The organism is Rothia sp. P4278, assembly GCF_048512945.1.
GTDB lineage: Bacteria > Actinomycetota > Actinomycetes > Actinomycetales > Micrococcaceae > Rothia.
In genome coordinates, this window is the sequence record NZ_JBLXXU010000001.1 from 510,214 (window position 1) to 529,341 (window position 19,128).

15 protein-coding genes and 2 tRNA genes are annotated in these 19,128 nt (G+C 54.8%); 8 read left to right on the plus strand and 9 right to left on the minus strand.

The annotated features are described in order from the left end of the window. Nucleotides 1-108: 108 nt before the first annotated feature. Complete coding sequence (locus ACN085_RS02290; RefSeq protein WP_419110695.1) at nt 109-2,139, plus strand: DHA2 family efflux MFS transporter permease subunit; 2,031 nt, start codon at nt 109-111, stop codon at nt 2,137-2,139. 114 nt (nt 2,140-2,253) lie between these two features. Here the strand turns inward: ACN085_RS02290 and ACN085_RS02295 are convergent, their stop codons facing one another. Next, nucleotides 2,254-3,774, minus strand: coding sequence for a protein adenylyltransferase SelO family protein (locus tag ACN085_RS02295; RefSeq protein ID WP_419110443.1), 1,521 nt, complete (start codon nt 3,772-3,774; stop codon nt 2,254-2,256). Between the two features lie 115 nt (nt 3,775-3,889). Next, nucleotides 3,890-3,975 (minus strand) — tRNA-Leu (locus ACN085_RS02300). Between the two features lie 440 nt (nt 3,976-4,415). On the opposite strand from ACN085_RS02300, the gene ACN085_RS02305 reads away from it, so the two are divergent. Together ACN085_RS02305 and ACN085_RS02310 are read left to right on the plus strand one after the other, a co-directional pair. After that, the gene (locus ACN085_RS02305) at nt 4,416-5,015 is read left to right on the plus strand and encodes an SLATT domain-containing protein (RefSeq protein ID WP_419110444.1); all 600 of its coding nucleotides are present in this window, start codon (nt 4,416-4,418) and stop codon (nt 5,013-5,015) included. Nucleotides 5,016-5,017: 2 nt separating this feature from the next. Continuing rightward, nucleotides 5,018-6,310 (plus strand): SMODS domain-containing nucleotidyltransferase, encoded by a 1,293-nt coding sequence (locus ACN085_RS02310; RefSeq protein WP_419110445.1) that lies wholly within the window; start codon nt 5,018-5,020, stop codon nt 6,308-6,310. A gap of 701 nt (nt 6,311-7,011) precedes the next feature. On the opposite strand, the gene ACN085_RS02315 is transcribed toward ACN085_RS02310, so the two are convergent. Beyond that, nucleotides 7,012-7,097 (minus strand) — tRNA-Leu (locus ACN085_RS02315). 179 nt (nt 7,098-7,276) lie between these two features. On the opposite strand from ACN085_RS02315, the gene pepN reads away from it, so the two are divergent. Both pepN and ACN085_RS02325 read left to right on the plus strand, forming a co-directional pair. Then, the gene (gene pepN / locus ACN085_RS02320; RefSeq protein ID WP_419110446.1) at nt 7,277-9,922 is read left to right on the plus strand and encodes an aminopeptidase N; all 2,646 of its coding nucleotides are present in this window, start codon (nt 7,277-7,279) and stop codon (nt 9,920-9,922) included. Between the two features lie 151 nt (nt 9,923-10,073). After that, nucleotides 10,074-11,252 (plus strand): HIRAN domain-containing protein, encoded by a 1,179-nt coding sequence (locus tag ACN085_RS02325; protein ID WP_419110447.1) that lies wholly within the window; start codon nt 10,074-10,076, stop codon nt 11,250-11,252. Between the two features lie 82 nt (nt 11,253-11,334). On the opposite strand, the gene ACN085_RS02330 is transcribed toward ACN085_RS02325, so the two are convergent. From ACN085_RS02330 to ACN085_RS02345, 4 genes are all read right to left on the minus strand, one after another. Next, a complete protein-coding gene (locus ACN085_RS02330; RefSeq protein WP_419110448.1) occupies nt 11,335-12,495 on the minus strand; it encodes an LCP family protein in 1,161 nt (386 codons plus the stop codon). A gap of 160 nt (nt 12,496-12,655) precedes the next feature. After that, complete coding sequence (locus tag ACN085_RS02335) at nt 12,656-12,913, minus strand: type B 50S ribosomal protein L31 (RefSeq protein WP_083091002.1); 258 nt, start codon at nt 12,911-12,913, stop codon at nt 12,656-12,658. A gap of 155 nt (nt 12,914-13,068) precedes the next feature. Continuing rightward, nucleotides 13,069-13,953, minus strand: a complete 885-nt coding sequence (locus tag ACN085_RS02340; RefSeq protein WP_419110449.1) for a TrmH family RNA methyltransferase — start codon at nt 13,951-13,953, stop codon at nt 13,069-13,071. A gap of 3 nt (nt 13,954-13,956) precedes the next feature. Beyond that, complete coding sequence (locus tag ACN085_RS02345) at nt 13,957-14,742, minus strand: ABC transporter ATP-binding protein (RefSeq protein WP_419110450.1); 786 nt, start codon at nt 14,740-14,742, stop codon at nt 13,957-13,959. A 133-nt stretch (nt 14,743-14,875) separates the two neighbouring features. Here ACN085_RS02345 and serB point away from each other — a divergent pair, with 133 nt between their 5' ends. Both serB and ACN085_RS02355 read left to right on the plus strand, forming a co-directional pair. Next, nucleotides 14,876-15,814, plus strand: coding sequence for a phosphoserine phosphatase SerB (gene serB / locus ACN085_RS02350; RefSeq protein ID WP_419110451.1), 939 nt, complete (start codon nt 14,876-14,878; stop codon nt 15,812-15,814). Nucleotides 15,815-15,989: 175 nt separating this feature from the next. Beyond that, nucleotides 15,990-16,541, plus strand: coding sequence for a lysostaphin resistance A-like protein (locus tag ACN085_RS02355; RefSeq protein WP_419110696.1), 552 nt, complete (start codon nt 15,990-15,992; stop codon nt 16,539-16,541). A 91-nt stretch (nt 16,542-16,632) separates the two neighbouring features. Here ACN085_RS02355 and ACN085_RS02360 read toward each other — a convergent pair whose 3' ends face one another. Next, nucleotides 16,633-17,373 (minus strand): SDR family oxidoreductase, encoded by a 741-nt coding sequence (locus tag ACN085_RS02360; RefSeq protein WP_419110452.1) that lies wholly within the window; start codon nt 17,371-17,373, stop codon nt 16,633-16,635. Nucleotides 17,374-17,760: 387 nt separating this feature from the next. Further along, nucleotides 17,761-18,468, minus strand: coding sequence for a 3-oxoacyl-[acyl-carrier-protein] reductase (gene fabG, locus ACN085_RS02365; RefSeq protein WP_419110453.1), 708 nt, complete (start codon nt 18,466-18,468; stop codon nt 17,761-17,763). A gap of 169 nt (nt 18,469-18,637) precedes the next feature. Between fabG and ACN085_RS02370 the strand changes: the two genes are divergently transcribed. Continuing rightward, nucleotides 18,638-19,126: a DUF3099 domain-containing protein gene (locus tag ACN085_RS02370; protein ID WP_419110454.1), complete on the plus strand. Its 489-nt coding sequence runs from the start codon at nt 18,638-18,640 to the stop codon at nt 19,124-19,126. Nucleotides 19,127-19,128 lie beyond the last annotated feature (2 nt).

Consider the following 19,128-nt stretch of genomic DNA (forward strand, 5'->3'; position numbering starts at 1 on the left):
CAGAACTGCAAACTAGAATAAATCTGAGCAAATATCCCATGCACCGAAAGACCAACAGTGACATCACCAGATAAGAAAGTGTCGCCCAGCACGGGTGAAAAACCTATCATGACCCACCGGCAAATCATGCTGGTTATTCTCGGGCTCATGGCGGGCATGTTCCTCTCATCGCTCGATCAGACCATCGTCTCAACAGCAATCCGCACCATCGGCGATGACCTACACGGGCTAGAACAGCAGGCCTGGGTAACCACCGCCTACATGATTACCTCCACCATCACCACCCCTATCTACGGCAAGCTCTCCGATGTCTTCGGCCGCCGCCCCCTCTACCTCTTGGGCATCCTGGTCTTCATTCTGGGCTCCTTACTCTCTAGCTTCTCGACCAGCATGATGATGCTTGCCCTCTTCCGTGCCTTCCAGGGTATTGGTGCGGGCGCGCTGATGTCCCTACCCATGGCGATTATGGGCGACATGCTAGCTCCCCGCGAACGGGCAAAGTATCAGGGCTACTTTTTGGCGGTCTTCGGTATCTCATCGGTACTCGGGCCCCTCATCGGTGGGATGTTCGCCGGTGCCCCCGAAATTTTCTGGGTTACTGGCTGGCGCTGGGTCTTCCTCATCAACGTACCTGTCGGCCTTATTGCTCTAGCCATGGTCTGGAAGTTCCTGCATCTGCCCGCTATCGCTGATAAGAGCAAAGCTCCCCGCGTTGACTGGTGGGGCGCAACCAGCGTCATCGTTGCCCTACTGCCCCTGCTCCTGGTGGCTGAGCAGGGCCGTGAGTGGGGCTGGACCTCAGCCTCTGCAATTACCTGCTACCTTATTTCTGCTGTGGGTCTAGTAGCCTTCCTTAGCATTGAAGCTAAGATGGGCCAGGATGCCATTATCCCGCTAGCGCTCTTTAAGTCCGGTGCTTTCTCGATGTCTGCGGTTCTGGGCTTCCTCGTAGGCTTTGGCATGTTCGGTGCCATGATGACCATCCCCCTCTACCTACAGATTGTTGTGGGCCTCACTCCCACTGAGTCCGGTTTTGCGACCCTGCCTATGATGGGTGGCATCATGATAGCCTCCATTGTTTCTGGCCGTATGGTTGCCCGTACCGGGAAATACCGCATCTTCCCGATTCTGGGTACAGCGCTCATGACCCTGGCCTACTTCTATCTGACCTTTATGACGGTTGACCGCCCCCTCTGGTTCCTGATGATCGGTATGTTCATCATGGGTCTTGGCTTGGGCCAGCTCATGCAGTCACTCACCCTCGCCGCCCAGAACGCTGTGGCACCGACCTACATGGGGGTTGCCTCATCAGGGTCCACCTTCTTCCGCCAGATTGGTGGCACAATGGGCACCGCCGTTCTGCTCTCTGTTCTCTTCTCTGCGATGCCCGCCAACATTGTTAAAGCTATGGGTAACGACGATGACCTGCGCGCAGGGCTCGATGCCGCGCTGACACCGGCAGTTGCTCAGGCACCTGAAAATCAGGGCGTCATGGAGCAGATCTGGAACAAGATTCTTACTCCTGCGCAAGCGGGTATCGCCACGCAGCTCCAGCAGGCAGCCGCGAGCGCCAAATCAACCGCAGATACTCAGGTCAAGGAGCAGGTCACCCAGGCTGTTCAGAAGCAGGTAGAGGCTGGCCTTCTTGCGGCAGACCAGGCTCAGACAGTCATTGATGCCCAGATTGAGCAGGCTAGCCCGCAGGCAGAGGCTGCCGCACTGGAACAGGTTGCCAGCCAGCTCCATGCCACGGCCGATAAGGGAACTCTAACCGTTAACTGGTCCGACCAGGCCCAGCGCACCTACTGGGTAGATCAGCTAGTGCCGCAGATAGCTCAGAAAATCGAAGAAAACTCCGGGGAAACTCAGGGCGCTGAAGTGTCAACCTCCGATACCTCGTATCTGAACGGCGCAGATGCCCGCCTGACCCGCCCCTTCATGGAGGGTTTCACCGCCTCAGCGGTCTCGGTCTACTGGGTGGGCTTCTTCGTTACGGTATTGGCTTTTATTGTTGCTCTCTTCTTTAGGGTGCCCCCGCTACGCACTAGCTCCGGTCTACAGGAAAGCGCGCGCGTGAAGCAGGCTGATAAGCAGTTAGCCACTGCCCAAGAAACTGAGCAGAGTAAAGAATCTGTCTAGCGCGCTTGTGGTGTGGGTATATTCCCGCCGCAACCGCTAGTCCCAGCAAGGGGCTGATGACCTGTGTAGGGTCATCGGCCCTTTCTCTTACCCTCACTACCCGGTGTAGGGGTTCTAGGTGCCGCAGAAGCTGACAAAGAAACGTGACTGGGCGGGTGCTGTCTGTAAAAATTCGGCCCCCTCTTGAGGGGTAAAAGGCCTGCTGATGATGTCAATGAGGCCCAGTACCGGCTCTAGGTTTCCTCGCTCCACCTGACGCAGGGCAGTCTCCAGGGCAAGGTTGCGAGGAATGTAGAGGGGATTTGCCCGCTTCATCAACTGCTCCGTACGCTCAGGGGTGGTCTGCGTCAGCTCTTGCAGGTGCTGTTGTTCTGCCAGCCAGGCGGCCTGTTCCTGCCCTTTGAGCAGGCAGCTGCCTCCGGTGAGAGAACTGAAAAAGCCGGTGAAATCGAGGGACTGTTCTTCGAGCAATCCCAGCGTCCGGTCGATGAAGGCAGCCACCTGTACCCGGTGTTCTACAGGTGTTGATGAGAGGTCACAGCCGATTTTCTGCGCAAACAAACTAACCTGCCGGTCGCGGATAGTCTCTTCAAACTCGGCCAGGACCTCTGTTGCCAGGTGAATAGCCCGGTTGGGGTTCTCACCGTCGATGAGGTCAAGCAGGGTTTCAGCAAAGCGCGCAAGGTTCCACTGGGTGACAGCGGGTTGCTGGTCGTAGGCATAGCGCCCGTTCTGGTCAATTGAGCTGTACACGGCACCGCGTCTAAAGGTGTCAATGAGGGCGCAGGGCCCGAAGTCTATGGCCTGACCGGAGATAGTCACGTTATCGGTGTTCAGTACCCCGTGCACGAAGCCCAGCGCCTGCCATTGAGCCACCAGCTCGGCCTGTCTCTGTGCTACCGCGCGCAGGAGGGCCAGGGCCTCTTGACCGCTGGTTGCTGGGAGTTCTACCTCCGGGTAGTGGCGGTGTAGGGCGTAGCTGACTAGCTCCCGGCGGATGTCCGTATCTGCCCGGTACTGGGCGTACTGGAAGGTCCCCACCCGTATGTGGCTGTTAGCCACACGCACCCCGATGCCGGCAGGCTCAGGTTGGGGCGAACGCCGTCTGATGCGTTCCCCGGTTTCGATAATGGCTAGGACCCTGCTGGTCGGCACGTTCATTGCGTGCAGGAATTCCCCGATGACCGCTTCGCGCCAGATTGCTGACAGCGGTGCCTTGCCGTCTGAGCCGGGGCGCGAAAAGGGCGTCCTGCCGCTGCCTTTAAGGTGCAGGTCTAGGCGGTGAGCTCTGGCCCCAGGAGTATCACCAGCTTTTGGGCTGGGGGTTAGTTCCCCGGTCAGGTGGGCCCGGCCGTCCCCTAAGACGGGTGAGAGCTGGCCGAACTGGTAGCCGGAGTAGGCAAGGGCGTAGGTGCTTTTGCTTGCCCCGCCGGTGAGCCAGGTGAGTCCTTGGGCGCTGGCGAGGCGCTCGCTGTCTAGTCCGAGTTGGCGGGCCAGGCTGTGGTTGACCCAGGCTACTTTTGACCCTGCGGGTATCTCTGGCTGCGCGGGGTGGGCTAGGGACGGGCAGGCTTGGACGTAGGTGTGTTCGAGCTGAGGTAGGTGGGGGGATGGGTTGGGGCTGCTGGCTGTCATGTTCCCAGTCTATCGGCCCTCTACGGTTGGGGTCGGTGCCGGGATCGGCCTTGGTCTGGGTGGTTGGGTGGGCATAGAAAAATCCCCGGCTCTCAAAGAACCGGGGATTGCTCTGTGCGCGAGGGGGGACTTGAACCCCCACCCTCTAATACGAGGACTAGCACCTCAAGCTAGCGCGTCTGCCTATTCCGCCACCCGCGCAAGGTGTCTTTGCTGAGCCTTTGGGCTTAGCTGGCAACGAGTAATAACTATACGCAGAAGATTCGAGGTCTGCAAGTTTTCAGCCCCGAAAAGCGGGTGACGTGCCACACCCCCGCGGATAGAATACAAAAAATCCCCAGCTCTGGAAACCCGGGGAATGCTCCTGGGATCATCGCGTGGTGGAAAGACTTCCCTTACGAAGAAAGATTTCCCACCCCAAAATAAAATATTGAGTTGCTTCATGCAAACATATTTTCGATAGAGCGATACCATCTTCCAACACTCGTAGTATAGGCTTAGACGCCAGTAATCATGCGATTTCGCTCTAGGCAAGGGCGCACCTTTTAGCTCTTGCTCACTTTTCACCGATTGATAAAATTAGTACATACATCCTAAAATCCCAAACAGGCACATCATCACTCAAAAATGAATGGAACAAGGTGGCAGAAGAAAACCGCGAATCCACAAACATCAAAATCACCCCACTACTCGGGCAAATCCGCGAATCGTATGGGCGCCTAGTCTATACGCACAAAACACATGAAAAAGAAGCTGACAGGCAACATCGCTTCCATCTGAGACAGCAGTGGGGGCTTATAATCCTCACTGCACTAGGAACCGGCAGCTTTCTATTCTCCATTCTGGAAATAATCGTTCCCCAGCCCATCTCAACAATTATTATTTCCGCCGTTGCAATTTTTACCACCTGGATTAGTCTTGCAGCTACGACGCTGAAGTTCTCTGAAAAGTCAGAAGAACATAGGAATACCGCATCAGAATTGTGGGACGTCCGAGAGTCTTACATTTCACTGATTGCAGATTTCATGTCTGGAAACATCACAGAAGATGAGGCCAGGAACCGACGAGACGAGCTACAGGGTACATTGCATGAAATTTACAACGGTGCCCCACGCACAACATCAAAGTCGTACAAGTTGGCACGAGAAGGATTGAAAGAGAATGAGGAGCTATTCTTCACACAAGATGAAATAGATCTTCTACTCCCCCAGGTACTTCGGATTTTAGGACAAGGTGAATAATCGTGGAAACTAAAGAAATATTTGAAACTTTGATGCAGAACCTTAAAGTCGGAGAAACGGCTTCCATGGTTGCCACAAGACGAGAAGCTATCGCTAGATCACTCAACAAAGAATTTCGTGATTTATCTGGCTCGACCGATAACACTCTCATGGTTGGTTCATACGGCAGGCATACAGCTATCAAGGGTATCTCTGATTTAGACATGCTCTATTACTTACCTGAAGAGCTACGAGAAGGTTATCTGAGCTCCGAGTCAGGCCCACGCAAAGCCTTAGACCGTGTAAAAGTAGCACTACAAAAAACTTACTCAACGACAAACAACATCAGGGTAGATCGTTGTATCGTCGCACTACAGTTCTCATCTAATAAGTTTAGATTCGAGATTCAACCAGTTTTCCGTGAGAAAGACGGTAGCTTCACCTACCCAGACACTTATACAAAGAGCTGGAAAAATACGAAGCCACTCGAAGAAAAAGCAGCTACCAGAGAGTGTAATAGACGCACCTCAAACAACATGCGCCACCTAGCACGGATGATCCGAGCCTGGCGAAACAATGTAGGTTTAGCGATGTGTGGGCTACTGATAGACACTCTTGTATATAATTTCTTTCAGCAAGAAAAACTCTACGACTCCGCTGGCCCCGGAAAATATGATGAGATGGTACGAGACTTTTTCAACTATCTTGCGAAACTCCCTGAACAAACACGCTATCTTGCACTTGGCAGTAATCAGCATGTCAAGGTCAACGATAAGTTCCAGAACAAAGCGAAAAAAGCACTCAAAATCTGTGAAACAGCCATAGAAAACGAAAGTAAGGACATTGCTCTTACCGAATGGAGAAAAGTCTTCGGAGGAGCACTAACCGCTAAGGCTAAACGAACAGATGGGTCATTTACTGATACGGAAGAATTTATTGAAAACCTCTACCCAGTAGACATTAAAGAGTCAGTCAAAATTGACTGCAAAATGTACCATGCAAAGTTTAGACCGCTTTGGTTGAAAAAAGATATTCTTGCCAGGAGGCAAAAGATTCTCCACCCATATTCGCTACACTTTTATATCACAGAATGTAGCGTCAATGAACCTTACGATGTGAAATGGAAAGTGCTCAATCGGGGGCCCATAGCTGAGATCCGCGACTCAATCCGTGGTGAAATCTCGGAACCAAATAGCTCCGAAAATGCTCGTTTAGAAACAGCAGACTTCGGGGGGAACCATCGAGTTGAGTGCTACATTCTCAAGGATAAAATTGTGGTTGCCAGAGATAGCATCCAGGTCCCTATTAAAGTCTAGTTAAATTAATATGACCCCATATAAAATTATATAATATTCAAAGGAAATCACCTAGACCATCTATTTATCCATGAAATATGGAAAACAGTACTAACCGAGAAAACGGTGAGAAAAATTACTTATCCACAGAGCCATGAATGGTGCTACGAGGTTTCCACTATGGTGCGTCCTACGATTGAATTTACGGACGATCCATTGAAACGGTAGGCGTTGTACGTTGGATGTTCCGTAGATTCACCTGCGTCACTGTTGGGGCTGCGCAGGCTTTGTCTATATATACCGATCTTTTCCAGCTAAATTGAACAAGATTAGTAAATAACTGTATGGGAAAGTATAAGGATGTTTTCATAAGCCAGTCAAACCGAATACTCGCCGTCGCCACCGCGAGGTAACTACGGAATACCATAAATTTTATATTCCGCTTGCCCCTGATGTTGGTGGTTCAAACCTGCTGGAGATGATGCTTGTTGATGCTACCGTGGGTGAGATTCTGGATATGGCTTCGCAAATCATAGGTCCTTAACTGATGTTTTCCTGTTTCGCCATTTGGGTTTTTCCAGCTGTTTGGCGGGTTTTTATGCCTGAAAACTATTTTTAGGTTTTAGGAATAAAAAATCGCTCCAACTCATAAAACTGTATCGGAGCGATTTCTTTGGTTCTATATCAACATAGACTAAATCTCATATTGACATAACCCTCTGTGCGCGAGGGGGGACTTGAACCCCCACCCTCTAATACGAGGACTAGCACCTCAAGCTAGCGCGTCTGCCTATTCCGCCACCCGCGCAAGGTGACTTCCCGGCCCGCTGGGGCCAGAAAAGCAACAAAAAACAAGATACACCGTTTGGTCGGCGAACCGCAAATCGGCTCCCCAAAAACAGTGACCCCGCACGGCTACGCTTCACTCTAAGGACAGCCTGCCCTAGGTATTAGACCTCCGGTAGCCCGCGACCTACCATAGGTGATGTGAAGAACGAAAACTTAAGCCAGCAAGAAGCCGCCACCCGCGCCGACCTGATCACTGTTGATACCTACGACGTCCACATCGACCTGACCCACGCAGCGGCAGGTTTTGAGACTTTCCCGGTTGCTACCACCGTCCGTTTCACCGCTGCTGCCGGCCAATCAACCTTCATCGACTACATTCACCAGGCGGTAGACTCCGTCAAACTCAACGGCAAAGCGCTCCCCCTGGACGAAGTAGTCCAGGGCTCCCGCATTGCCCTGCCCTCCCTGGAGGCAGAAAACCTGCTCACCATCAAAGGCCGCTCCTACTACAGTCGCTCGGGTGAAGGCCTGCACCGCTACATCGACCCAGCAGATAACCGCACCTACCTCTACACCCAGTACGAGCCAGCAGACTGCCGCAGGGTCTTCCCCTGCTTTGAACAGCCCGACCTCAAAGCCGTCTTTAACTTCCGCGTCACAGCGCCCAAGGCCTGGGTGGTCAGCTCCAACGCGGAGCTCGACCGGGAGCTGGAGGACCCCTCAGATTCTTCCATCACCAAACGAGTGTTCAAACCGACCGCCAGGATTTCCACCTACATCACCGCGATCCTTGCCGGTGAGTACTTTGTCGCTCGCGACACCTACTCCCCCAAGGCTTCGGTCAACTCCGGCAACATCCCTCTGGTCGCCTACTGCCGTCAGTCCCTGGCAGAACACTTTGACCACGACAACATCTTCACGGTCACCAAGCAGGGCCTTGACTTCTTCCAGGAACTCTTCGATTACCCCTACCCCTACCCCAAGTACGAGCAGGCCTTTGTGCCCGAATACAACCTGGGTGCCATGGAAAACCCCGGGCTGGTGACCTTTACCGAAAACTACATTTTTGTCTCCGGTGCCGACCAGTCCCAGCTAGAGAGCAGGGCCAACGTCATCTGCCACGAGATGAGCCACATGTGGTTTGGCGACCTGGTCACCATGAAGTGGTGGAAGGACCTCTGGCTCAAAGAATCATTCGCTGACTTTATGGGCCACCTGGGCGCAGCAGAAGCTAACGGCTACAAAGAATCATGGGTCACCTTCGCCAATTCACGCAAGGCCTGGGCCTACCGGCAGGACCAGCTACCGACAACCCACCCCATCGTGGCAGAGATACCCCACCTCGAAGCGGCCCGCCAAAACTTTGACGGTATCACCTACGCCAAGGGCGCATCGGCTCTCAAACAGCTCGTAGCCTACGTCGGCTTTGACGAGTTTATTGCCGCCGCCCGTCTCTACTTCAAGCGTCATGCGTGGGGTAACACCACCCTGGACGACTTCCTGGCGGCACTCGATGAGGTCTCCGATCGCGATGTACGGTCCTGGGCCGATGCCTGGCTGCTGACCAGCGGGCTATCCGAGCTTTCCTGCCGTCTGGTACGCGATGAACAGGGCAACCCAGCTACGCTTACAGTTCAGCAGGCTCTACCGCCCCAGGTGCCCGCATCTATCGGTCGCCCCCACAGGCTCCAGCTTGCAACACTGGCTCTCGCCCATGGGCGGCTTACCCAGACTGCCAGCATCCCCCTTGAGATGCCCGCAGGAACAGAAGAAGCACAGGTAAAACTTTCAGCCGACGAGCTTGCCCAGGTAGCCGATGCCGCCGTGCTGCTTCTCAACGCGGAAGACCTCACCTACGCTAAGGTCGCTCTGACCGAGCAGACCGGACTGTCCACTGCTCTTAGACACGTTTCTACCCTTGAGGACCCACTTAGCCGTGGCCTGCTCTGGGGCAGCTTCTGGAACATGACCAGAGACAGCAAGCTCGAGGCCAGCCGCTTCGTCACCGCTGTCTGCCAGGCTCTCCCCCAGGAAAAGTCTGCAACGCTCCTCTCCAATATTGTGGCTCAGGCTCAATCAGCTATCTCCCTTTACACACCGCAGGATCAGCGGAGCCTACTATGGGATGCCCTCTTCCGGGCCCTGCTCTCAGCCCTCGAAACAGCGACCCCCGGGAGCGATGAACAGCTCATCATGGTTCGTACCGCTCTCAGTCTTGCAAGCCACACGAGGCTGGGCTCCGACTTTGCACGCGATGTTGCCCGGGGTGCCTACGGCCCGGTAGATGGACATATCCCCCAGGCCCCCGGTGTGCGCTACAACCAGACTCTGGGCTGGAAGGCACTAAACGCGCTTGCTGTGAACCAGCAGGTGACGGAGCAGGAGCTGTCCCAGGCCCGTAGCTACTGCCCCTCAGCCACCGCCGAACGTGGTTACGCTTTTGCCCTGGCAGCGTTGCCCACTGCAGAAGCCAAGGCAAAGGCTTGGCAAGCTGTCACCGGCAACCCCGATCTTTCTAACGACCTTCTCTCTGCTACAGCCGCAGGTTTCCAGCAGGGCCCAGAAAGCCTGCGCACAGAATACCGTTCCCCTTATTTTGAGCTTCTGGCTCAGACCTGGAGTGAACGTTCTGGCGGAATGGCAACCCGGATTATTCGTGGGCTTTACCCCGCGGTGGAACTTGCTGAGGGAAGCCTAGATAACCACCCGGTGATCACCGCCACCAAGGACTGGCTTTCTCAGAACCAAGACGCGCCAACAGCACTGGTGCGCCTCATCCGAGAACTACTCGATGATGCCCAGCGCATTTTAGCGGCCCAGGAATTCAACACAGCGGGCAGCTAAAAAGTCTTGCGAGAGTTGCCTCACTCCAGCCGCGTTCAAGGCTGAGAATATCGAAAGAAAGCCGGTTTTGGTGGGCGAGATTGCGAACCAAAACCGGCGCTTTCGTGAGAAGCTATAGAGAGTAAGTTTTGCAGGGAAATAGGAGCTGGCAGTGACGGAATATACGCTGGGAGATCGTGGCACCGTACATATCATCACCGATGACTATTACGACGCCGAAATTCTTCATATTTTTGAAGAATTATTGATTGACCGGGAGCAGGTTTGGAACGGCGATGTTCGCCTGGTCCCTGAGCCGGATAACCCCTACCAGCCTTACGCTATCGCGGTCTACGTCGACGATCTCAAAGTAGGTCGCATGAGCCCAGAAGACTCCGAAGCCTACTGGAACCCCATCTGCCGCGTTGTTGCCTCAGGCTACGATGCCACTGCGCGGCTTCAGCTCACCGCTGTTCTGCGTGGGGTCACCGGCGACACCTATATCGAAAGTGCCGGTCTGCTTTCACTGAGTGCACCGGGCTCGCTCTTCCCCCTCAACCAGGCGCCCACCCAGGCAGCGCTCCTGCCCCAGGGAGCCTCCATGAAGGTCCTCGACGAAAAAGACTACTCCGAGTACCTCCATGAGATCCTCCCTCCCTCCGGCGAGGGCCGCGTCATTCTCTCCCTTGAGAACAACCAGATCAAACTTGCCGACGGCCGTACCGTTGACTCAGTTGATGTGCTCCATGACCGTAAGGTTGTTGGTCGGCTCTCAACACAGATTTCGGAGCAGCTAGCACCCGTTATCCGCCATGCCTATGAACACAACAAGCTCACCAGCGCCTGGGGAACTATTCGCGGTAACGCTTTTGAACTCTCGCTCACCGTTCAGGCTGTGCGCCCCTCCGAGATTACTCAGGAGTGGTTCAATGAGCTACCCAACTTCCTGCCCGAGCTTCTTCCCGAGGCTGACGAGTACGATGTACCCGATGCTTTCGTGCCCTCCGAGGGCGAAGCCCACCGTGAAAGTGCACCCAAGAAAAAGCGCTCCCTGATTCCCGGTCGTTCAGCCTCAGTTGCCGACACGGCCAACCATGAATCGGCTACCTGGAAGGATCAGGACGAATCCGACTACCCGGCACCCTCATTGGGCCTCCAGAGGATTTCAGTGCTCATGGGAATCCTGGGCGGCCTGATTCTGACTGCCGGCCTGGTCATGATTTTCTTCAAGCCCATGCTTGGTATCCTGGGCCTTGTTCTGGGGGCCTCTATCGCCTTCCTTGCGCTCTTCTACGGTCGCGACAATAGCTACGACGAAGAAGAAGTCTCCGAGGACCCGCTCGAACACTAAGCTTTTTTGTTGAGACAAAAATATTGAGGGCCCCAGTAAGGGGGCCCTCAATATTTTTTAATCAGTTGCCGCGCCCTACTGTTTAGTCAGCACCGTAGGTAGCGATGTAGTTTGGCATAGTATCGGTCTGTAGTGCGTGGGATAGAGCGCTGGTAGCTGCCGCATCAAGCACAACAATTGACTGCCCGTCCCATGACCAGCCGGTGCCAGCGTTAGGAAGAGTCAATGAGACAAGCTGGGTGTTGCCGTTGGACAGAACCGGCTGAGCAATTCCAACAATAGCTGCGGGTGAAAGCCCCGAGTCAACCTTCATGTAGGGCGAAACGGACTCGATAACCGGAAGTAGCTTGGCAGCAGAGCTCAAAGCGCCCTCAGAACGCAGCTGATTGTAGACACCGCGCAGGAAGGCGCGCTGGTTACGAACACGCTGGTAGTCACCGTCACTGAAGTTGTAACGTTCCCTGACATAAACAAGGGCTTGTCCGCCAGTCATGGTCTGGGGTCCAGCAGCGAAGGAGTAGCCTGGAGCGCTAGCATTAAAAGCCAGGGGAACATCAACGGTGACGCCACCTAAAGTGTCGACAAGCGCCTTGAAACCCTCGAAATCAATCTCTGCTACGTGGTCCATCTGCATGCCCAGGAGCTGTTCGATGGTTGCTACCTGTAGGTCAACGCCACCGTAGTTCAGGCCAGCATTCACCTTGTGGGAACCATAGCCGGGGATGTTAACCCAGGTATCGCGCATGATAGAGATCAGGTAGGCGGCTGAGCCGTCTTCGGGGATGTGGAGCACCATGATGCTATCTGCACGGGCACCGGTCACGTACTGAGCTTCCGCTCCGCTTCTCTGATCGGAGCCCAGTAGAAGGATGTCGGTGGAGTTGGTGTTGGCGGGACGGCTGGTAACAGCACCGCCCTCCACCTTATCGAGAATGCCATCGCCATCTGAGTCGCCCTCAGAGATATTCTCTTTCAGGCTAGCCCCTGACTCATTAGTAATTTCTTCTGGGGCTTTGGTTGCTTTATCAACCATCTCTTGAAGCTGGTCGTTGTGCACGGTGTTTACCGAGCCATCTTCATTGGGCATAGCGTTCTCAATAGTTTCGGCTTTATTCCAAGCCTTGTTAATCATGAGTAAATACCCACCGGCAGCCAAGGCCGGAACCAGAATAAGGCACAGCAGAATAATCCACAGTGCTTTTTTTCGTTTTTTCTGAGGTTGACCCTCAACCGCCTTGGACACGGTACCTCCCTATAGTTATTTCACAGTGAGCGCCTTTGGGGGTTGGCGCAAAGCGAATCGACCCTAATTCTACGCAGTGAACCTACAAAAACACCCCGCAAGGAGTGAAAAATCGCCGTTGCGGGGTGTGATGTTAAGCGAGAAAGCCTGTGGCCTGCGCTTAGGCCTTCTTGCCGAAGTTTGCGAAGCGAGCGTTGAAGCGCTCAACACGGCCAGCGGCGTCCATGATGCGCTGCTTACCGGTGTAGAAGGGGTGTGAAGCCGATGAGATTTCAACTTCTACGAGGGGGTACTCGTTGCCGTCTTCCCACTTTTCGGTCTTCTGAGAAGTCATAGTGGACTTGGTCAGGAAGGTCTCGCCAGAAGCGAGGTCGCGGAACAGAACGTAGTTGTATTCAGGGTGGATGCCAGCCTGCATGATATATACCTTCTTCGTGCCCTGGATTTTGCCAGTGCATATCTTGTAGCTACCGGGGCGGGTGCCTACCGGTGGTTGCGGTTTACAACCGAGGCACCACTCTACCACTCTTTGGGCAAACTAGAGCCCCAGGAGGGCCGGTTGTTCATCACTCTTTAGGAGTTCAGGTGAGACTGGGGCCGGGTTTCCCAGAAAGCCACCGCACTAGCTGCGGCGACATTGAGTGAATCAACGCCGTGGCTCATGGGAATAATGACGGTGTGCTGGGTCTTAGCCAGCGTTGAGGCGGCAAGGCCGTGCCCTTCTGATCCCAGAATCAGGGCAAGTTTCTCTGGCCGTTTTTCCGCCAGTTGGGTAATGGTCAGGGAGTCTTCTTTGAGAGCCAGCGCTGCTGTCACGAACCCGGCCTTGTGTAAGGTTTCTAGCGCATGGGGCCAGGACTCAAGTCGAGCCCAGGGAACCTGGAACACAGTTCCCATAGAGACCCTGATAGACCGCCTGTAAAGAGGATCAGCGCAGCGGGGCGTTACCAGCACAAGGTCGACGTTGAGGGCGGCGGCAGAGCGGAAAATAGCCCCCACATTGGTGTGATCAACGATGTCTTCAAGAACAGCGACCCGCTGGACGTTCTCAAGCAGGTCTGCCAAGGCGGTCGGTCTGGGGCGTGCCATAGCTGCCAGGGCACCCCGATGTAGAGCGAAGCCAGTCACCGCTTCCAGGTCAGCTTCTGTTCCAAGATAAGCAGGTACCTCGGGGTGGGCGCTGAGAACATCATAGAGGTCATCAGCCCACTTCTCACTCAGTATGAGCGAAAGAGGGCGGTGCCCAGCGGCTAGGGCACGGCGAATTACCTTAGACGATTCAGCAATATAGATACCCCACTCAGGTTCTTTCTGGGAGCGCAGCTTCACGTCGGTGAGCGAGGTGTAGTAGCGTGTCTCAGCTTCAGGAGCCTCAGCCAGCGCGCGAGCGTTGGGCAGAGCCCAGACTCGCTCGGCGCGCTCAGCAAGCTGCTCCGGGCTCAGTTGCTTGGGTTTCATGCTTTAGCGAGCAAAGGCTGAGTAGCGACCACCGGGGTGAACTGTGAGGTCAAGATCCATTCCGTAGGTAGCTGAGACGTTCTCCTGCGTCAGAGTGCTCTCGATAGGCCCAGCGACAACAACTTGGCCGTCGCGCAGCAGGAGGGCGTGCGTGAAGCCCGCAGGGATTTCTTCAAGATGGTGAGTTACCAGAATAGTTGCGGGGGCATAAGGGTCCTGAGCGAGATGGGTCAGACGCTTAACGAGGTCCTCCCGCCCAGCAATATCCATGCCCGCACCGGGTTCATCGAGAATCAGCATTTCGGGGTCGGTCATCAGCGCACGAGCAATCAGAACGCGCTTCTTCTCACCCTCAGAAAGTGACCCGAAAGTTCGGTCAGCCAGGTGAGCCACTCCCCAGTCCTCAAGCAGAGCAAGCCCCTGATTATCGTCAAAGGAATCGTACTCTTCATTCCAACGGCCTGATACACCGTAAGCTGCAGTAATAACGACGTTTAGGGCTGTTTCGTTGCCGGGAATTTGAGCAGCTACCGGAGCAGATGAAAGCCCAATCCGTGGGCGCAGTTCAAAGACATCAACCGCACCAAGAATTTCGTCCAAAATATCTACCTCACCACGCGTGGGGTGCAGACGCGCTGCCGCAATGGAGAGCAAGGTAGTTTTGCCAGCGCCGTTAGGGCCGAGGACGACCCAGCGCTCACCCTCATCTACCTGCCAGGTGATTTTGTCAATAAGGTTTTTGCCGTTTCGAGTGACGGTGACGTGCTTGAGATCCAGAACTGATGCCATAGCACCCAACTTTAGTACCTTTTGGGTTCACCTGCCTAGTTTGTTGCAAGGGGAGCCAAAGGGTTATATCCGTATCGCGTGTCAGAGCACTAGCTGGCAACATGGCTTAGCTGACACTTTTAGAATGGGAGCCATGAGTGTTTCTATGCGCCTTGTAGCCTTTGCCCCCGCCACTAGTAGCACGCCACCTTTTGATCAGGGTTGGTTCTTACAGGTTCTCGGTGAGGTTGAAGGCCTACAGCTGACCAACGGCAAGTCTGACTATATGCAGGAATGCGCGGTTGCAGGTGAGCTCTCCGGGCCTGCGTATTGGGTCTACACCGCCGATGCGGAATATTCGGCCGGTGAGATTGACGGGCTCAGGCAAGAGGTCGCAGCTTTAGATACGCTCTGCGAGCGGGGGTATCATGTGAACTTTGTTCCATGTTCCCTGACCGGTTCCGAGAAGAAACTCCTCGTTATGGACGTTGATTCGACTCTCATTGGCCAGGAGGTTATTGACGAGTTGGCGGTAGCGGCGGGCCGTGGTGCTGAGGTTGCTGCGGTGACCGAGCGGGCTATGCGCGGTGAGCTTGATTTTGAGCAGTCCCTGCGCGAGCGTGTCTGCGCGCTTGCCGGTCTTAGCGAGGATGTTATTGCGCAAGTTGCTGGGAGTGTGAAATTCTCTGCGGGGGCTCATGAGCTAGTTAGCCTGTTTTTGGAGGCAGGGCATGCCGTGTGTGTTGTTTCTGGTGGGTTTATGCAGGTCTTGGCTCCCCTGGCCGGTGAGCTCAGCCTCACCAGGTACCGGGCAAATAGGCTGGAGGTTGACGATGGGGCACTAACGGGGAAGGTTACCGGGCAGGTTGTTACCGCTGAGGTCAAGCGTGAGTCCTTGCTGGAATGGGCTCAGGAGTTTGGGGTTGATCTCTCGCAGGTGCTTGCGGTGGGTGATGGAGCCAACGATATTTTGATGCTAGGTCAGGCTGAGTTGGGTGTTGCCTACTGCGCGAAAGAAGCCCTGCGCGAGGTTGCCGATGCGCAGGTCCCCTTCCCCCGCCTGGATGCTGTGCGCCATTTCGTGGGACTCTAACACTGTGAAAAGAATCAATGTCTTTGAAAGCCCTCAAGTGGTTGGGGGTAGACACTTAGGGCTTGCGGTTGCAGGTGTTATCGCTACTGTTGTGTGTATTTTTGGGGCGGTTGTCCTTCTATGTTTGTTCTTACAGTGGGAGCTCCAGCTCCTGGTTCAGGCCCTTATGTTTGCGATGCTCCTTGTCGGGGGTTTTTCTTTATCCTGGTTGTTTTGGCTGAAAAAGAAATACTGTTTAAGGGCGGATCTTCTGGGCCTGAGCAAGCCTTCTTTGCGGATTCTTCATGTCTTCTGGCAGGGCCCGGTCATCTTTATAGCCGCCCTTACTTTCCAGTTATTTATCGTCTATGCGTTCGTAGATAGAGAAACAAGTCCTCCAGGAAAGTCGTTAGAGACTTTGCTTTCTAGCAGGCCTTCTCCCTTATCCATAGTATGCGCAGTTCTATCAATGGTTTTCTTGGGGCCATTGTGGGAGGAGTTGCTTTTACGCGGATACCTTTGGGGCTGGCTACGTACTCGTTTTTCTGCTGTTCTTGCGGTTATCTTGAGTGGTGTTGTCTTCGCATTTATACACGGCCTTGGTCTGCTCATTCCTTACTATTTTGTCCTGGGTGCGGGGTTAGCCTGGCTGAGAGCTTTTCACCGCAGTATCTGGGCACCACTTATCTGCCATATCAGTCTCAATGGTATGGTTGTGTTCCTAACCTTGCTAGCCTTTTCGAGGTAGAAAATCCTTATTTGGGTTACTTAGGTCCGTAGCAAAATAGGGTGTTCGCATACTATATGCGAACACCCTTTGGGTTTGAGAGGGCTAACGTTTATTTGATGAAGCCGCCTGCTCCGCCGACCAGCTCGATATGGCCGGTTTCAACGTCGGCGGTAACCATCTTTGAGATTTCTTGAGCGAACTCATTGACGGTGTAGAGCTTGCCGGCTTCTTCGCGGCGGGCTTCGATAGCGCCGGGGTGCAGGCGGTTGAGCAAGGCCGCCGTAACGGTGCCTTCAATCATGTCGGCAGAGACAACGACCAGCGACAGACCGCGCTCAGTCAGGGCAGGAACCTCAGCCAGCAGAGCGTCTTCACCGGCCCGCTTGGACTCTGCTACCGGCTGGTACTCGGGCATGGTTTCTACCTCACGAATGAAGTGCGCCTGGTGGCTGGTCACGAAGACGATGCGGCCGCCTTGGGTCATTTTTTCGGCGGCTAGTCGTGCCAGACGGAGCTGTGAGTCGCGGTTGAGGGTCATGGCATAGTCCTCGGGCATACCGGATTCCATACCGCCGGAGGCGTTGAGAATCAGGTAGTCCAAGGAACCGTAGGCTTCAAGGGCGGCGTCGATGAGGGCCTGAGCGTCTTCGGCCTTGGTGATGTCGCCCTGAACGGCGATGGCAGAGCCACCGGCCTCTTCAATGGTTGCCACTACTTTCTGGGCTCGGGGTGCCTTGGAGCGGTAGTTGACGACAATGTTTGCGCCCTGGGCGGCAAGAATTTGGGCGGTATCTGCGCCTACGCCGCGTGAGGAGCCGGTAATGATGATGGTTTTGTTCTGAAGTGACATGTAATTTTCTTTCTTCAATAGCTTTGGTCTGGCTGCTGCCTTGGCTTAGGGCCGGTATGCCGGAAGCCCACGGGCTGGGTCTGGCGTGAATCGCGTGAGGGCGTTAGCGAACCGGTGAGGAGGTGAGTGGGCTGAGGCCTATCAGCTTTAATCAGCCAGCAAACGGAATGTGATTCCCGTTAACACCCTAATGCCCCATGCCTAAACCGCCGTCAACGGGATGGAGTGCAGCGGGTGCGAGCAAGCGAGCACACAAGAGCAAACGGAATGTGATTCCCGTTAACACCCTAATGCCCCATGCCTAAACCACCGTCAACGGGATGGAGTGCAGCGGGTGCGAGCAAGCGAGCACACAGGAGCAAACGGAATGTGATTCCCGTTAACACCCTAATGCCCCATGCCTAAACCGCCGTCAACGGGAATCACGGCCCCGCTGATGTAGCTTGCGGCATCTGATGCCAGGAAGAGAGCCACGTCAGCAATTTCCTGTGGTGTGGCGAAGCGGCGGGCAGGGATTGAGTCGGTGTACTGCTTCTTGATCTCGTCGGAGAGTGCATCGGTCATGTCGGTTTGGATGAAGCCGGGTGCAATCACGTTGGCAGTGATGTTGCGGGAGCCTAGTTCGCGGGTGATGGATCGGGCCATGCCGACCAGGCCGGCTTTTGAGGCTGAGTAGTTGACCTGACCGGGGTTGCCGTAGAGGCCTACGACCGAGGAGATGAAGATGATGCGGCCGCGCTTGTTTTTGAGCAGGCCCTTGGTGGCGCGCTGGGCGACGCGGAAGGCACCGGTGAGGTTGGTGTCGATGACTGAGGTGAAGTCCTCTTCGCTCATGCGCATGAGTAGGGTATCTTTGGTGATGCCTGCGTTAGCGATAAGGACTCCGATGGGACCGAATTCGGCTTCTACGGCGCTGAATGCGGCGTCGATGGAGGCGGCGTCGGTGACATCGGCTTTGACGGCGAAGAACTCGGTGGGGGCTTGACCGGAGCGGTAGGTGACAGCTACCTGGTAGCCGGCCTGTTTGAAGGCTTGGGCCATGGCGTAGCCGATGCCTCGGTTGCCACCGGTGATGAGTACGGTTTGTTTGCTCATGGGTTTCCCTTGGGGTGGGGGTTGTTTTTCTGCCCCTATTTTACGCGTTTGGCGTGGGCAGGGGCAGGTTTACCGGGTAAACGCGTGTTATTTAGTCTGCCGGGTTCTGTTAGTTTGACTGGGGTTACACTAGTGGAAGTAGCTTTAACTGCGCCCGGGAGGTGAAAATATGGCTGCTAAATATTGGACTGCGGAGGACTTGAAAGCGGCCGGTTACGCTTCTGGTGATTCTGAGGTATTTGAGATTACTGGTGCGGCAGAACGCCAGTCGACAGGTGTGAGTGCACGCGCTAAAAGCTATGCCTTCAAGATGTTTTTACGCATTATCTTTATCATTGCGGCTGTGATGGTTGAGGGTGTCTGGCAGTGGATTTTCTTAGCTGGGGCAGCAATTATCCCTTGGCTAGCGGTTGTGGTGGCAAATGGCGAGCATCAGCAGGGTGGGTCAAGTTTTACAGCCTACCTACCGGCGGAGCAGCAGGCCGCTATTGCAGCGGCGCAGGAGGAGCGGATCAGCCGGCAGGACCAGGCAGAGCATGATTGGCAACCGGGGGAAGAAGCTGTATCTACCGATGGACCTATTGTTATTGACGGTGAGCTGGTCGAGGACGAGCACAATGACGGGGGTTCTTCCTCCGGCAGGCAGGGAAAGCTGTAAGC